The organism is Bauldia sp., from assembly GCF_965232525.1.
Taxonomy (GTDB): domain Bacteria; phylum Pseudomonadota; class Alphaproteobacteria; order Rhizobiales; family Kaistiaceae; genus Bauldia.
Map to the genome: position 1 here is coordinate 2494621 of NZ_OZ246980.1, position 16180 is coordinate 2510800.

Annotated in this window: 15 protein-coding genes; 1 reads left to right on the forward strand and 14 read right to left on the reverse strand. The window is 63.9% G+C overall.

Features of this window, described 5'->3' with window-relative positions; all coding sequences use genetic code 11:
- Window positions 1-44 precede the first annotated feature (44 nt).
- The 14 genes from ACO076_RS11820 to ACO076_RS11885 all read right to left on the reverse strand — a co-directional run bounded on the left by ACO076_RS11820 (window position 45) and on the right by ACO076_RS11885 (window position 14473).
- A complete protein-coding gene (locus ACO076_RS11820) occupies window positions 45-1058 on the reverse strand; it encodes a P1 family peptidase (protein ID WP_421723032.1) in 1014 nt (337 codons plus the stop codon).
- A 138-nt stretch (window positions 1059-1196) separates the two neighbouring features.
- The gene (locus ACO076_RS11825; protein WP_421723033.1) at window positions 1197-2297 is read right to left on the reverse strand and encodes a branched-chain amino acid ABC transporter substrate-binding protein; all 1101 of its coding nucleotides are present in this window, start codon (window positions 2295-2297) and stop codon (window positions 1197-1199) included.
- 114 nt (window positions 2298-2411) lie between these two features.
- Window positions 2412-2783 carry a DUF6867 family protein gene (locus ACO076_RS11830; protein ID WP_421723034.1) on the reverse strand — a complete coding sequence of 124 codons (372 nt, stop codon included), beginning with the start codon at window positions 2781-2783 and terminating at the stop codon, window positions 2412-2414.
- Between the two features lie 2 nt (window positions 2784-2785).
- Window positions 2786-3508, reverse strand: coding sequence for an ABC transporter ATP-binding protein (locus ACO076_RS11835; protein WP_421723035.1), 723 nt, complete (start codon window positions 3506-3508; stop codon window positions 2786-2788).
- Window positions 3505-4359: an ABC transporter ATP-binding protein gene (locus ACO076_RS11840; protein ID WP_421726726.1), complete on the reverse strand. Its 855-nt coding sequence runs from the start codon at window positions 4357-4359 to the stop codon at window positions 3505-3507. The genes ACO076_RS11835 and ACO076_RS11840 overlap by 4 nt, the downstream gene beginning before the upstream one ends.
- 44 nt (window positions 4360-4403) lie before the next feature.
- Entirely contained in the window at window positions 4404-5822 is a 1419-nt protein-coding gene (gene livM, locus ACO076_RS11845; RefSeq protein ID WP_421723036.1) for a high-affinity branched-chain amino acid ABC transporter permease LivM, read from the reverse strand.
- Between the two features lies 1 nt (window position 5823).
- Complete coding sequence (locus ACO076_RS11850; RefSeq protein ID WP_421723037.1) at window positions 5824-6750, reverse strand: ABC transporter permease subunit; 927 nt, start codon at window positions 6748-6750, stop codon at window positions 5824-5826.
- A 148-nt stretch (window positions 6751-6898) separates the two neighbouring features.
- Window positions 6899-7756: an ABC transporter permease gene (locus ACO076_RS11855; RefSeq protein WP_421723038.1), complete on the reverse strand. Its 858-nt coding sequence runs from the start codon at window positions 7754-7756 to the stop codon at window positions 6899-6901.
- Between the two features lie 3 nt (window positions 7757-7759).
- Window positions 7760-9046, reverse strand: coding sequence for an ABC transporter permease (locus tag ACO076_RS11860; protein ID WP_421723039.1), 1287 nt, complete (start codon window positions 9044-9046; stop codon window positions 7760-7762).
- A gap of 75 nt (window positions 9047-9121) precedes the next feature.
- Window positions 9122-10180 carry an ABC transporter substrate-binding protein gene (locus ACO076_RS11865; RefSeq protein WP_421723040.1) on the reverse strand — a complete coding sequence of 353 codons (1059 nt, stop codon included), beginning with the start codon at window positions 10178-10180 and terminating at the stop codon, window positions 9122-9124.
- A 64-nt stretch (window positions 10181-10244) separates the two neighbouring features.
- On the reverse strand, window positions 10245-11354 hold the full coding sequence (locus tag ACO076_RS11870; RefSeq protein ID WP_421723041.1) for an ABC transporter ATP-binding protein: 1110 nt from the start codon (window positions 11352-11354) through the stop codon (window positions 10245-10247).
- Window positions 11355-11524: 170 nt separating this feature from the next.
- Window positions 11525-12865, reverse strand: coding sequence for an MFS transporter (locus ACO076_RS11875; RefSeq protein ID WP_421723042.1), 1341 nt, complete (start codon window positions 12863-12865; stop codon window positions 11525-11527).
- Between the two features lie 50 nt (window positions 12866-12915).
- Window positions 12916-13572 (reverse strand): RraA family protein, encoded by a 657-nt coding sequence (locus tag ACO076_RS11880; RefSeq protein WP_421723043.1) that lies wholly within the window; start codon window positions 13570-13572, stop codon window positions 12916-12918.
- Between the two features lie 97 nt (window positions 13573-13669).
- A complete protein-coding gene (locus ACO076_RS11885; protein WP_421723044.1) occupies window positions 13670-14473 on the reverse strand; it encodes a uracil-DNA glycosylase in 804 nt (267 codons plus the stop codon).
- Between the two features lie 221 nt (window positions 14474-14694).
- Between ACO076_RS11885 and ACO076_RS11890 the strand changes: the two genes are divergently transcribed.
- Window positions 14695-15951, forward strand: a complete 1257-nt coding sequence (locus tag ACO076_RS11890) for a calcium-binding protein (RefSeq protein ID WP_421723045.1) — start codon at window positions 14695-14697, stop codon at window positions 15949-15951.
- Window positions 15952-16180 lie beyond the last annotated feature (229 nt).

Sequence of the window (16180 nt, forward strand, 5' to 3'; positions counted from 1 at the left end):
GGGTATCACGCGCACCCGGTACAGTGCAATCGACGCGGGCGATCTCAGCCGCCGAAGCGCTGGTTCCAGGTCGGCAGCAGGTCGCCGTCGGCCGCTGTCGCGGCATGGACGCCTCGGGCGATGGCGCGGGCGGTGCAGGATGCGGCGGCGGCGCCGAGGGCGATCATGTCGTAGGCGCGGTCGTTGAGTGGCACCGCGCCGGTTGCCAGCGCAAAGACGAGGTCGCCGTCGAACGGTGTATGCGACGGCCAGATGGCGTGGGCGAAGCCGTCATGGGCCACGACCGCGAGGCGCTTGGCCTCCGCCTTGGTCAACGCCGCGTCGGTGGCGACGGCGCCGATGGTCGTGTTCTGGCCCGCGGTCGGCTGCAGCTTATGACGCAGGGCGGCCGAATCGGTGGGGAGAGGCGAGGGGAGGCCGAGGCCGCCGAACTCGCCATCAATCTCGAAGGGGGCGGCCCAGAACTGGGCGGTGTCGGCGATTGTCGTCTGGCCAACCGCATTGACGGCGACCAGCGCAGCGACCGTGATGCCGTTGTCGAGGCGGATCGAGGCGGAGCCGAGGCCGCCCTTGAGGTTGGCCGTTGTCGCGCCGGCACCGGCGCCGACACTGCCGATGTCGAAGTCAATCGCCGCCGCGGCGAGTGCCTCCCGGCCGAGGCGGCGATAGGGCGGCTCGGTCCCCCAGTCCTTGTCGCCGCCATTCAGCAGGTCGAACAGAATCGCGCCCGGCACCAGCGGCACCCGGGCCGGGCCAACCGCGAAGCCGCGGCCCTCGGCCGCCAGCTCCGCCGCGACAGCACCCCCAGCGTCGAGCCCGAACGCCGAGCCGCCCGACAGGACGACCGCGTCAATCCGATCGGCGGTGTTCTCGGGCGCAAGAAGGTCGGTTTCGCGGGTGCCCGGTGCGCCGCCCATGACATGGACGGATGCCACGGCCGGCTCGTCGCACAAGACGACGGTCACGCCAGACTTGACGACCGGATCGTCAGCGTTGCCGACCCGAAGGCCAGCGATGTCGGTGAGCAGGTTGGCGCGACGTGTCGACGACGTGGTCATCATCGCACGTTTCTACCATGCGGGCCGCGGAGATGACGAGCGTTGGCACGGGGAAGCGGCGCTACGTAAGAAAAGAGCCCGGCATAGTGCCGGGCTCTTCGGGTTTCGGTCGAACGGATCGCCCGTTCGGGGTCCGGATTACCGGTAGTCGTAGCTACCGTTGGCCCATTCGTAGAAGACGTAGCCGGGGATGTTCACGTCACCCTTGCCGTTGAAGCTGAACTCTCCCAGTACCGTATCGAATGTGCCGGTCTCGAGTTCGGCAACAACCGGATCATACTTGACCGAACCGGCGCGCTCCGCCGCCTGCGCCCAAGCCTGGATCGCGGCGTAGGTGTAGAGCGAATAGCCTTCCGTCGTCCGGCCCGCGGCCTCAAGACGCTCGACCACCGGTGCGGCGATCGGGTTCTTGCGCGGATCGGGCGAGAAGGTCATCAGCGTGCCGGCACCGGCATCACCGGTGATCGACCAGTACTCGTCGGTGACCAGCGCGTCGCCGGAGACCAGCATGGTGTCCATGCCCTGGTCGACCATCTGGCGCTTAATCAGACCGGCCTCGGTGTGATAGCCGCCGACATAGAGCACATCAACATTGGCGGCCTTCAGCTTCGACACGAGCGAATTGTAGTCCTTCTCACCAGCCGTGTAGGCCTCGTAGAGGATTTCGGTCGCGCCGGCCTCGTTCATGAACTTCTGAGTCTGATCGGCCAGGCCTTTGCCGTAAGCGGTCTTGTCGTGAATGATGGCGATGTTCTTGTCGCCAAAGTTCGAGGCAAGGAACTCGCCGGCGACCTGACCCTGCTGATCGTCGCGGCCGCAGACCCGCATGATGCCCTTGCCGGGCCGTTCGTCGGTGAACTTCGGATTGGTCGACGCCGGCGAAATCTGGATGATGGATTCGTCGTAGTAGACGTCCGATGCCGGGATCGAAGAACCGGAGCAGAAGTGGCCGGCCATCAAGGAAACGCCCCTGCCCGCCATCTGGTTGGCGACTGCGACAGCCTGCTTCGGATCGCAAGCGTCATCACCGACCTCAAGCACCAACATCTCGCCGAGCACACCACCGGCGGCGTTGATATCTTCGACCGCCTGCTCAGCGCCAGCCTTCATCTGGGCACCGAACGTTGCATACTGGCCAGTCATCGGTCCGGCGGTGGCGATGGTGATATCCGCGAAAGCGCTGCTCGCCAGCGCCGTGCTCGCGGCTAAAGCGAGTCCGAGTTTGATCATTGTTTTCATACACATAACTCCCCTGGAGTGGATGGTGGTAACTCACCTTTTTTGCGCCGAGACAGCTCCAGCCGCCCCTGCTGATGTCACGTTATCCCTTCGTCGCCTAAGGCGCAACGCGCGCTAGTCCTGCCAATTCGTGTCCGGAGTCGCGGAGGGCCGCTGGCGCCAATTGAACGGTCCAACGCGGGTGTAAAGCCAGCCATACTGGCTCGTCATCTGCCGCGCGCGGGTCACGCGATAGCCGAAAAACCCCAGCGCGAAGAGAACGATGAAGTCAACGACGAAATAGTGCAGCGACACCAACGTCCCTTCGAACAATGCGTAATGGATGAAGCGTGTCGCGGCGGTTAGCAGGAGGACATAGCCGACGAGTTTGAAGATCGGGCGCCATGTGATCGCGACGGCGCGGCCGGTCAGATACGATGCACCACCGCCGAGCACGACGGTGACCGCAATGAAAACGCCTGCCGAGTTCTCCCAAAGCACGCCCATCGTCAGTGCGCTCCACCCTCGAGATAGGCGGCGCGGACTTCCTCCTTCTGTAACAGCTCTCGGCCGGTCCCGGTCATAGCAATGGTTCCGTTGACCATGACGTAGCCACGATGGGCAAGGCGGAGCGCATGAAACGCGTTCTGTTCCACCAGGAACACCGTCAGACCATCCTTGCGGTTCAGTTCACGCAGCACGTCAAAGATCTGGCGCACGATAAGCGGCGCGAGGCCCAGCGACGGTTCGTCGAGAAGCAAAAGGCGAGGCCGGCTCATCAGGGCGCGCGCGATGGCCAGCATCTGCTGCTCGCCGCCCGATAACGTGCCGCCACGCTGTTCAAGCCGCTGTTTCAGGATCGGGAACAGCCTGAACATCCGTTCGGCATCTTCGTCGAAGTGCTTCCCGCCGATGGTCGCCGCGCCCATCTGCAGGTTCTCGATGACGGTCATGCGCGGGAAGATCCGCCGGCCTTCCGGCGCCTGGCTGATCGACATGCGCATGATGTCGTGGGTCGGGTAATCGGTGATGTCGATGCCGTTGAAGACGATGCGGCCTTCGCGCGCTCGCGGACTGCCGCAGATGGTCATCATCAGAGTCGACTTGCCGGCGCCATTGGCGCCGATCAGGGTAACGATTTCCCCTTCGTTGACTTCGATGTCGACCCCGCGCAACGCGATGATGTTGCCGTAGTAAGTCTTGACGCCGTTGACCGAGAGCAGAGCCGTCATGCCGAGGCCTCATGTTCGGCCGCCTCGACCTCATCGTCCTCCACCCCGAGATAGGCGGCGATCACCTTGGGATCGTTGCGCACATGGTCGGCCGACCCGTCAGAAATCTTCTCGCCGTAGTCGAGGACGACGATGTGGTCGGAGATCTCCATCACCACGCCCATGTCGTGCTCGATCAAAAGCACGGAGATCTCGTGCTCGTCGCGGATGTAGCGAAGCAGCTTGTTGAGCTCGGCCGACTCGCGTGGGTTCAGCCCGGCGGCCGGCTCGTCGAGGCAGAGCAGCTTCGGTTCGGTGCACATGGCGCGGGCAATTTCGAGCCGGCGCTGGTCGCCATAGGGCAGGTCCGCGGCCGGGTCGTCGGCCCGTTCGGTCAAGTCGACACGTTCGAGCCAGTACTTGGCCTTCTCCAGCCCATCGTCGAGACCGCGGCGGTAGCGGGCGAGACCGAGCAGGCCACCGACCGTGAAACTCGATTCTCGCATCAGCTTGTTATGCTGGGCGACGAACAGGTTCTCGAGCACGGTCATGCCGCCGAACAGGCGGATGTTCTGGAAGGTGCGGGCGACCCGGGCGTCACGGGCGATCTCGAAATCCGGCATCCGGTCGAGCAGGAAGACGTTGCGGTCGCGCGATCCGCGGGCGCCACCGGCGGTCAGTCGCGCCAGCGTGTCCGGATCGGAACCGGTCAGGGTGAGGGCGATGCGACCTTCGCTCGGCTTGTAGAAGCCGGTGATGCAGTTGAACACGGTCGTCTTGCCGGCACCGTTGGGGCCGATGATCGCGGTGATGTCACGGCGGCCGACCGAGAAGGACAGATCATCGACGGCGATCAGGCCACCGAACCGCATGGTCAAATGCTCGACCACGAGGATCGGGTCGGACTCCCAGCGGTTCACCCGCTGCCCTCCCCGACGAGTTCGCCACGCACCGCCTTGGCGCGCCCTTTCAGGGTGATCGACGGCAGGCGGGTGGAGATCAGCCCGCGCGGCCGCCAGACCATGATCAGCACCATCGACATGCCGACGATCAGCATGCGGTACTCCTGCAATTCGCGCAGCAGCTCAAAGGCGAGGTTGAGGAAGATCACGGCGATGACGATGCCGAACTGACTGCCGAGGCCGCCGAGCACCACCACGGCGAGGATGATGAACGACTCGATCGCGGTGAAACTCTCCGGCGAGATGAAGCCCTGCCGGGTGGCGAAGAACGAGCCGGCGAAGCCGCCGAACATGGCGCCGATCGCGAAGGCCGAGAGCTTGGTATTGGTGGTGTTGATGCCGAGCGACCGGCAGGCGATCTCGTCCTCGCGGAGCGCTTCCCAGGCGCGGCCAACCGGCAGTCGGCGGAGGCGCAACGTGACGTAGTTGGTGATCAGCGCCAGGATGAGGATGATGTAGTATAGGAATATTATCCTTTGAAGCGGTGAGTACTCGAGCCCGAACACCGCAGCGAACCCTTCCTCACTGCGATCGAACGGAATGCCGAAAAGGGTGGGACGCGGGATGCCGGAGACACCATCCGGGCCGCCGGTGAACTCATACCAGTTGAGCAGGACGACGCGGATAATCTCGCCGAAGGCGAGGGTGACGATGGCAAGATAATCGCCGCGAAGCCGCAGCACCGGGAAGCCGAGCATCAGCCCCCAGCCGGCGGCAAGCATGCCGGCCATCGGAAGACAGACCCAGAAGCCGAGGTCGAAGTTGGTGGCGAGCAGGGCGAACGAGTAGGCGCCGACGGCGTAGAAGGCGACGTAGCCAAGGTCGAGCAGGCCGGCGAGGCCGACCACCACATTCAGCCCCCAGCCGAGCATGCAGTAGGTCAGCACCACGATCGCCTGATCCATCCAGTAGCGGTCGGCGAAGGGCATGAACGGCATCACCAGCGTGAAGGCGATCGCCACCAACAAGCCCGGGTTTCTCCAGTTGGCGAGGTTGACGCCGGTGGTCAGGCGCTGGGTGGCCGTCGCGGTGATGGCCGTCGCGCCGCCGCCCCGGTGACCCCAGACGAAAAGGTTGAGGATGAGCCGGCCAACGAAGACGATCCCGACGATGGCAGCGACGGGCAGCCAGTGCTGGGACAGGGACAAACCGCCGATCGCGGTCTCGGTACGGAGGCCAACCATCGGACCGGCCAGAGCGAAGGCGATCAGCGCGGCGACGATGGCGTCCTTCAGCGCCGCGCCGAGACGGTCAGGGGCCGGGCGTTCCTTGAAGGGCGGCTCACCGGCGAGGGCGCGTCCGCGTCGCTCGTCTTCGATCTCGGCGCCGACCGGGCCGGTATCGACGGCGCTCTCTTCGGTGACACTCGCCATCCTAGACCTTTTCGACCTCGGGGCGGCCAAGCAGACCGGACGGCAGGAAGATCAAGGTGATGGCGAGGATCGAGAAGGCTGCGACGTCCTTGTACTCGACCGAGAAATAGGCCGACCAGAATGTCTCGATCAGTCCGATCAAGAGACCGCCGAGCATGGCGCCGGGCAGCGATCCGATGCCGCCGAGGACCGCCGCCGTGAACGCCTTCACCCCGGCGAGGAAGCCGATATAGAAGTCGATGACGCCGTAATAGAGCACAAACATCACGCCGGCGACGGCAGCCAGTGCGGCGCCCATCACGAAGGTCAGCGAGATGGTGCGGTCGACATTGACGCCGAGCAGGGAGGCCATGCGGGCATCCTGCTCGCAGGCGCGCTGGGCACGGCCGAGCGGGGTCTTGTTGATCAGCAGCGTGAAGCCAGCCATCAGCGCCACGGTCAGCACCACGATGATGATCTGCATGTTGGACAGCTGGACGACGAACCCGTCCGGGCTCTCCATGACGGTGTAGCCGCCGGTGACGATCGGCTGGATCGGCTTGACCCGGGCGCCCTGGCTGTTCTGCACCAGGTTCTGCAACGTGATCGACATGCCGATCGCGGTGATCAGCGGCGCGAGCCGGAACGATCCGCGCAGTGGCCGGTAGGCGATCCGTTCGACCGTCCAGCCCCACACCGCGGTCAGCGACATGGCGATGGCGATGACAATCAGAAGCGCGAGGATCAGGAGGAAGAATGGCGTTGCCGCGGTGACGCCGAGGATGATCAGGGCGATCAGGCCGATGAAGGCGCCGACCATGAAAATATCGCCATGGGCGAAATTGATCATGCCGATGATCCCGTAGACCATCGTGTAGCCGATCGCGATCAGCCCGTAGATCGATCCAAGTGTGACGCCGTTAATGAGCTGCTGGGTGAAATACTCCATACACTCCGTTATCCCCTTCGGCCTTGTTTTCGGCCGCCCTGCCGGCTTGTGGTGCCGACGCCCTTAACCGTCTTCGTTATCAAGCCCACGGCGACAAGACAACGGGGCGGATCGGCGCCGACGGTCGCAGGCGGCGCGGCCGCCCTGGCTACTCCACTGACGCGCCGCGCAGACGGATCGACCGGTTCCGCAGAAATTCAAGGGTGAACAGAAGGGCGATGGAAACGATGACCAGCAGGGTGGCAACCGCCAGGATAGTTGGGTTGATCTGCTCGCGCAGGCCAGAAAACATCTGGCGCGGGATGGTGCGTTGCTCTGGCCCGGCGAGAAACAAAACCAGCACCACTTCATCGAAGCTGGTGACGAAGGCAAACAGGGCGCCGGAGATCACGCCGGGGCGGATCAGCGGCAGGACGACGTCCTTGAAGGCGCGGATCGGGTTGGCACCGAGGCCGAGGCCGGCATCGTAGAGCGAGCGGTCGAAGCCGACGAGTGTCGCGGTGACGGTGACGATCACGAACGGAACGCCGAGCGCGGCGTGGGCGATGATCAGGCCGGTGTAGGTGCCGACAAGATTGAACCGCGTGTAGAAGAAGAACATGCCCGCAGCGATGATGATCAGCGGGACGATCATCGGCGAGAGCAGTAGCGCGGTGATGAGCCGTTTGAACGGCATCGCAGGGCTCGCCAACCCGACCGCGGCGATCGTCCCAAGCACCGTCGCGACGATGGTGGCGCAGATGCCGATGAAGAAGCTGTTCTCGATCGACAGGATCCAGTTGGGATCGTCGAGGATCTGCCGATACCAGCGCAGCGAAAAAGCCTCGGGCTCCAGCCGCAGCATCTCCGGCGTGAAGCTGAAAAACGGTTCCGCATTGAACGAGAGCGGGATGATGACGAAGATCGGCAGGATCAGGAATAACAGGACGGCAGCGGCGTACACACGGACCGCGTAGACGCCGAGCTTGTGCCAGAAGCCGAAATAAAGAGGGAATCGGCGGGACATCGCTCAACTGAACTTCAGGTTGTCGGCGCCGACCAGGAGGTCGTACACCCAATAAAGGACGATGATCACGACGAGCAGAAGCGCGCCGAGCGCGGCCGCCAGTTCCCAGTTGTTCGACTGCTGCATGTGGAAGGCGATAATGTTGGAAATCATCTGCCCGTCGGTTCCGCCGACCAGGGCCGGGGTGATGTAGTAGCCGACCGAAATGATGAAGACGAGCAGCGCGCCGGCCGATACACCCGGCATGGTCATGGGAAGGTAGACCCGCAGGAACGCGGGTATCGGCGGCGATCCCAACGACATCGCAGCGCGCATGTAACTCGGATCGATCCCCTTCATCACACTGTAGAGCGGAAGGACCATGAACGGCAGCAGGATGTGGGTCATGGCGACGATGGTGGCGAACTCGGTGTAGAGCATCTCCAGCGGTTCGCCGGTAATGCCCACCGCCATCAGCACCGAGTTGACGACACCGTTGGTCTGAAGGAGCACGATCCACGCGGTGGTGCGCACGAGCAGCGACGTCCAGAACGGCAGCAGCACCAGGATCATGAGAAGGTTCGCCGTCGTCGGTGGCGCGTTGGCGAGGTAGAACGACAGCGGGTAGCCGAGGATCAGGCACAGCACCGTGATGACGAGCGCGATGCGTAGCGTCTTCGTGTAGAGCGCGACATAGATTTGCGCGGACTCGCGTTCCCGGATCGTCCCGTCTGGCGCTCGCTCCAGGTCGAGCGCGGTGAGGTAGTTGTCGATCGTGTAGGCATGCCCGAGTCGTTGGATGCTGATCCATAGCTCGGGCGCCGCCCATCTCTCATTGATCTCGAGAAGCACCGCGCCGCCATTAGCGGTGAGTTCAGCATCGTCCAGCCGACCAAGTCGCCGCGCTGTCGACTTGACGAGACTGGAACTTCCGGGCAGCGCGCGGTTTAGCGCTTCACCGAACCGACCCGCCGTCCGATCTCCCTGCAGCCGCTTCAAGTCGACGGCCATTGTCGTCAGAACGGCTGCGTCCGGCGTGCCTTCGCCGTTCCAACTCGCCAGGCTGGCTAGGGTGTCGGGAATGAGTTGGACGACCGTCGGATTGTAGACGCTCCGATGGAGCATCGTGGCGATCGGTGCGAAGAACGCGAAAATCACAAACAGAAACAGTGGCGCGACAAGGCCGACGGCCGTCAGTCGACGCCGACGGAGATCCTGTTGGGCAAAGCGTGCCTCGTCGGCCGTCAGCCGCGACTCGCGGAGCCGGCGTTCCCGGCGGGTCGGCCCGGGTTGGACGGTCGCCTCAGCCACGGCAGCACGCCCATCGATGCACGATCCACGACGTCGGATGGCGCCGGACCCGGTCCGGCGCCATCGATCTCATCGTTACTGGAGAAGCCACTCGTTGAACTTCTCGCCGAGCGTCTCGCCGAAATCGGCCCAGAAGATGCCGTCGGCCTTGATGCCGTCGTCAATGTGGGCGGTCGGCAGTTCCTTGTCGATGCCGGGCTCGAGCAGCGGCTCACTGGAACGCCGCGTCGGGCCATAGGCGACATCCTGCATGCCGGCGAGCGGCACCGTGCTCGTCGCGAAGGCGACGAACTGCATTGCCGCTTCCTTGTTGGGCGCATCCTTCACCACGGCCCAGACGTCAAGGTCGTAAACGTTGCTGTCCCAAACCTGGACGAACGGGCGACCGTCGTCCTTGATGGCACCGAAGATACGACCGTTGGCCGACTGAACCATCACCGCACCGCCGTCATTCAGGAGCTGCGGGGCCTGCGACCAGGAGTCGAACCAGACGATGTCGTCCTTGATGGTCGCCAGCTTCGCGAAGGCGCGATCCTGCCCCTCATCGGTCGACAGCACATCGTAGACCTCCGCCGGCGGGACGCCGTCGGCGATCAGCGCCCATTCGAGGTTGACCTGAGGCCGCTTGCGGAGCGCCCGTTTGCCGGGGAACGTCTCGGTGTCGAAGAAGTCGGCGATCGTGCTCGGGTTGCCGCCTTGGATCGTCTCGGTGTTGTAGGCGAAGATGATTGCCCAGAAGATCACGCCGACGCCGCATTCGCTTTCGAGGGCCGCCGGAAAGAAGTCTTCCTCGGCCGGGGTTCCGTCATCGCCCGGGGGTAGAATGTCGCGGGGAATAACCTCCAGCAGACCCTCCGAGCAGGCGCGCTCAAGGTCAATGACTTCGATGTCGATCGCGTCCCACTGAACGTTGCCGGCCTCGACCTGCGCCTTGATTTCGGCAACACCGCCGGAATAATCCTGAAACAGGACGTTGATACCGGTCGCCTCGATGAAGGGGTCGACCATGTGTTCCTTCTGAGCGGCGCCATACGCACCACCGAACGACACAGCGGTCATCTCCTGCGCCGATACCTGAGTCGCCGCTACCGCGGCGATGGCGACCGCGCCGGTCGCCAAGGTGATCAGTCTCATGCTCCACTCCTTCTTCGTTGGGTTGTCGATCTTGGAACAATCCGCGCGCTTCGCGCGGGCCGGATCACATATGGCGGAAAGCATAGCAGTCATTCGACTGCCAGAAGAGTCGGGCGCTTTCGCCGTCAGCGAAGCTCGGTGCTGTGACATCGTTCAGCACTTTCACCGTGATCTCCGATCCATCCTCGAGCTTGAAGTAGTAGCGGATGAAGTCGCCGACGTAGTGATGCACGACGAATTTCGCTGTGATTTCATTGCCTTCGACCTGGTCGTTCGACCGAATAAACATCTTTTCGGGGCGGACCGAAACAATGCACTCGGCACCGACTTCCTGAATGTCGGCGGCTTGTGCCGTCACCTGCTGGTTTCCGGTGATCGCAACGCGAATCGAGTTGCCGCGCACCTCAACGATCCGGCCGGGGATGAAGTTGTTCTCGCCGATGAAGTCGGCGACGAAGGCGTTTTGCGGCCGCTCGTAGAGATCGTCCGGGGTCGCACATTGCTGGACGACGCCCTCGTTGAAGACCGCGATGCGGTCCGACATCGTCAGCGCCTCGGTCTGATCGTGCGTGACATAGATGACGGTAAAGCCGAGCTTGCGGTGGAGCTGAGTGATCTCGAACTGCATCTGTTCGCGCAGCTTCTTGTCGAGGGCGCCGAGCGGCTCGTCCATCAGAACCAGCGACGGTTCGAAGATCATGGCGCGGGCCAGCGCGACCCGCTGCCGCTGGCCGCCCGACAACTGTCCCGGATGGCGTTGGCCGTACCCGTCGAGCTCGACCAGTGCGAGGTATCGCTCGACGGTTTCGCCGATCTCGCGCCGGGTTCTGCTGCGAACCTTGAGCGGGTAGGCAAGGTTCTCGGCAACGGTCATGTGGGGGAACAGTGCGTAGTTCTGAAAGACCATGCCGATGTTGCGCTTGTACGGCGGCGTCCGCGTGACCGGCCGGCCGTCAATCCGAATGTCGCCGCCGGTGACACTCTCGAAGCCGGCGAGCATCATCAGGATGGTGGTCTTGCCCGACCCTGACGGCCCAAGCAGGGTGACGAATTCGCTCTTGGCAACGTCCAGGTCGAAGCCTTTCACCACAAGGTGCTTGTGGTCGTAGCTCTTCTTGACGTCGACGAAGCGAAGGAACTGGTGGTCCGAACCATCCGAGGCGATGTCAGGCACTGCGGACCGATCCGACGCTGCCGAAGGCACGCCGGTTCCACCATTGCCGCCGCTTTGTCGTTTGTGGCCGATGCTGGCGATCACGGCTATCGATTCTTGTCCCCGAGTCACGGCGTTGCCGGCCGTCCGTTGGTCGCGATACCACACGCAATCGACGGATGACGCAAGGCTTAGGCCGGCCGGCGGGGGGAGTCGACCGGCGGCTGGTCGGATTCGCTTTCGGAAACGGGCGCCGTGGCGTCTTGTTCCTGCTCTTCCTCCTCCGGTGAACGCGGCGGCGGCGTGCCGTCGGGGGATGCGCGCGGATCGAGGGCGGCGCTTTCGGGTGTGACCGCCTTAAGCGGCAGTCCGTGGAAGGATTCGCGGGTGGGAGCCTCGCGGCGTGCCATGCGGTAGGTCACGTAAAGGGCCAGCAGCAGATGGGTCGTCGCGGCAAACGCGAACAGCCCCTCGGGCGCCACGGCGTCCATCGCCAGCGAGGCAGCGATCGGGCCGACCATCATGCCGAAACCGAGGAGCAGGAGAAGCCCGCCGGCGATCTTGACGAAGTCATCGGGCGCGGCGAAGTCGTTGGCGTGGGCCACCGCGACCCCGTACATCGGGTAGATTGTGGCGCCGAACAGGATGACCATGCCGGTCACCAGCCACGGCGCGCGCGGCTGGATCATGAACAGCAGCGAGGCGATAACGATCGAGGCGGCGGCGATGCCAAGCAGGACGCGTCGACGATCCATGCTGTCGGACAAGCGCCCTAGAGGAAACTGGACCAGCGATCCGCCCAGCATCGCACCGGCCATCAGGATCGCCACATCGGCGACCGGCAGGCCGATCTGGCGCGCGTAGACGGCGCCGAGCGCGCCGAAGGCACCGTTGACCATGCCGATGAGGAAGCAGCCGACGGCGGCGACGGGCGAATTGCGATAGAGGGCCAGCACGTCGAGGCGAGCGGCCTTCAGCGGGCGTGGATGCTGCGCGGTCGACAGCGCGGTGGGCAGGATCGCCAGGCAGTAAAGGATCGCGCCAATCACAAAGAAGAAGAACGCCGACGGCGGGGTGATCACCATCAGGAGCTGGCCAGCGGTCGCCGAGGCGAACACCACCATCTGGTAGGTGGAGAAAATCGTGCCGCGATTGGTGCTGGTCGAGCGTTCGTTGAGCCATGACTCCACGATCATCGCGGCACCAGCGAAACAGAAGCCGGACAGCGCCCTGAGCGCGATCCAGGCGCCGGGGGTGATGATCAGGACGTTGAGCAGGATCGCGATCGCAGCGAGCGAGGCCATGGTGCCGTAGCCGCGGACGTGACCGACCCGCCGGACGATCACCGGCACCAGCAGGCAGCCGGCCATGAACCCGACGGACCAGCCCGTGCCGATCAGGCCGAGTTCCAGCGTCGTGAAGCCCTCGAGAGTCCCCTGAACTGGCAGCAGCAGACCGTGCAGCCCGCCGGCCATCAGCAGGAAGGCCGAACTCAACAGCAGCGCGGCGATGGGGATCAGGGTGGAGGCCATCGGCCGCCTTTCGGATCATCTCGAGCGGGCGCGGCCCGCGGCGCGGATGGTTACATGATGCCGGTCTTGGCGAAGATTTCCTCGGTGGTCTCACCGGCCTCGATCATTTTGCGGACGTTGTCCTCGCCATCGACCTTGGCGAGCGCGGCGGCGATGACTTCGTCCAGCGCGTCCTTCGGGATGACTACCACACCATCGATGTCGGCGACGATCACGTCACCGGGGGCCGCCTTGACGCCGTTGGAGAAGGTGATCGGACAGCGGAAGTCGACCACCGAGCCGCGGTCTTTCTGATCCTGGGCATAGGCGCCGAGGGAGTAGACCGGGAACCCGAGCTGGCGGATCTCGCGGGTGTCGCGATGGTGCCCCTCCATGATCGCGCCGGCGGCCTCCAGGTGCATGGCACGGATGCTCATCAGGCCGCCCCACAGCGCGTAGTCGGGCGAGCCGCCGGCGGCCATGTAAACTTCGCCCGGCTTGAGGTTGTCGAGAGCGCGGAACAGGAGGCCGTAGGCGTCGCCGGGATCATCGTCGCCGACATCGGTGATCTGGACCGGCATGGCGCGGCCGACGATCACCGTCTCCTGCAACGCCCGGACCTCCGGCGGTAGGAATTGATGATGCAGGCCGATATTGTCCATGACGTCGCCGATCACCGCGGTGAACAGGCGATCGCGGATGGTGGCGAACAGGTCCTTGTCGCTCATTGCATGCGTCCCTCCGTTTCGCGCCTATCGGGCCCGCCGCGTGTCGATTGTCAAGCATCGCTTGCCGCGAGGCGCCGGCTCAGCGTGGGGAGCGGATTTATCCGGCTCCGTCGAGCGCCTCTTTCAGCGACAGGAAATCCCGCCAGGCCAGCCGCTTGTGGAGCGGTTGGCGAAGGAGATAGGCGGGGTGCAGGGTGGGCATGGTCCGAATCGGCCGCGCTCCGACGCGCATCTCGTGCCAGCGACCGCGCAGCTTGAGGATCCCCATCCGGCTGTCGAGCAGCTCACTCGCGGCCGCTCCGCCGAGGAGGACAAGGAAGTCTGGCGCGGCGAGTTCGATCTGGCGCTCGATGAACGGGCGGCAGACCGCCGTCTCCTGGGGCGTCGGCCGGCGATTTCCCGGCGGCCGCCAGGGGACGACGTTGGCGATGTAGACGCTGGTGCGGTCGAGGCCGATCGCGGCGAGCATGCGGTCGAGCAACTGGCCGGAGCGGCCGACGAATGGCAGCCCCTGGATGTCCTCGTCGCGGCCCGGACCCTCGCCGATCAGCATCACCCGCCCCTCGGGATTGCCGTCGGCAAACACAAGCTGGGTGGCGGTCAGGCGCAGATTGCAGCCTTCGAAACGGTCGAGGGTGTCGCGGAGCTCATCGAGAGACTGGGCGGCGCCGGCGATCTCACGCGCCTGTTGAGCGGTGTCTTCGCCCGGTGCCACCGTGGCGGTGGGCCGTGGCGCGGATACCGGAGAATCGATCGGGACCGGTGCAGGTGTGGCCGGCCTTTCCGGCGGCGCGGCGAACCGATCGACGGGCGCCTCGTCGAGCGCCACGTCCACTCCCATCTCAGCGTACCAGGCGACGAGATCGGCGAGATCGTTGGGACTGGGCGGTGTCGATGGCATGGGCGGCGCTTCGTGGAAGGGCGTGTTACCCGCAGATTAGCTGCGACCGGCGTCCCGGCAAGAGCAAAGAGCAGCGTTAAGCATATGGCCCAAGCTGCGGCGTCTTCGCGTTTGTTTGTCTTGAACTCACGGGTTTTTTCTGGCCTTGATGTGTATGATTGTAATAGAGGGTCGCACTGACAAATAATCGCGATCCGTAAAACTTGGCTGGAGGAAGACCCATGGCTGATGCAACGATTGTCGTTAACGGTCCGTTCGCGGGGCCGAATTTTGTCAGGGGCATGGCCCTGCAGAACAAGAACTTCAAAGTCATCAGCGATGAAAAGGCGGTTTTGAAGTTCCGCGGTGGGCTGGACAACACAGTCAAGTACAAAATGACCCTGCATGGCGAAGGGTTTGGCAAGAACGACGACGGGCGGTTTACCGGAACCGTCAAGGGGTTCACGGCGAAAGACCTCAATATTCCAGGCACCAACTGGGAAGTGACCGGGTTCAATACGCCGCTCGACCTCGTCAACACCCAGGCGTCTTCGCCGGAGATCAATTTCCCCGACGCGCTCGTTGGGCCGACCACCTGGAAATATCTGGGTAATGAATTCGTCGATGTTTTCTTCGGCGGACCGTTCGACGACATCCTCAAAGGTCGCGGGAGCGGGGACACGCTCCAGGGCTTCGGCGGTGATGACAAGATCCTTGGTGGGTCGGGGAAAGACAATCTCAGCGGCAACACCGGCAAGGACACCATCTATGGCGGCCGTGGCAACGACAAGATTCTCGGCAACAGCGGCAAGGACACCCTCTACGGCGACGACGGCAACGACACCATCAAGGGCGGTGGCGACCTGGACAAGATCTTCGGCGGCAAGGGCAGGGACACAATAAAGGGGGGCGATGCCGGTGATATCCTGCGTGGTGGCAAGGACAAGGACTTCGTCTACGGCGGGGTCGGTTCGGACTCGATTTTTGGCGGCAGCGGTAACGACGAACTTTTCGGCGATATCGGCGAAGACTCGATATTCGGCGGGAAGGGCAACGACTGGCTGTTCGGAAACAAGGGGGCGGATACGCTCAGGGGCGAGAGCGGCAACGACGGAATCTACGGTGGTGACGGCATCGACAAACTGCGCGGCGGCAAGGGCGAGGACAAACTGGTCGGCGGCGGCGGGTCGGACAATCTGAACGGTGGTAAGGGCAACGACACGTTGTCCGGCAACAAAGCGGGATCCAAAAAGCCGGACTTTGAGTTCGACGGTTTCGTCTTCGCCGGCAAGTTCGGTGACGATGTGATCACCGACTTCGAGATCGGCTACGACTACATCATCCTCGCCGGTGCGATTAAGCGGAGCGATGTTTCCACCATCGAAACACCTGACGGCGTCCTCGTTGAGGTCGACCACAAGGGCGGCCAGTCGATCCACGTCAAAGGCACGGACGTCAAAGACAAGTTCGATCCAGACATCGACATCATCATCGCCTGAGCGGGGAATTGGTCGCTAAGCCGGTCGGACAGAGACGCCGGTGTCCACCCCATCGGACATCTGTGAGAGGCTGGGCTGAGGGATCGGCGTATACGATCCCTCTCGCCCCAAGCTCCAGCGAGCGCTGCCCTTCAGCACCCGATCAATGCCAAATCGATACTGGGGGCTGCTGGCGCGGGCAGCGAGCATGATGTCGTGAACGATTCGGCTGGCCTTCGGCTTGCCGGGG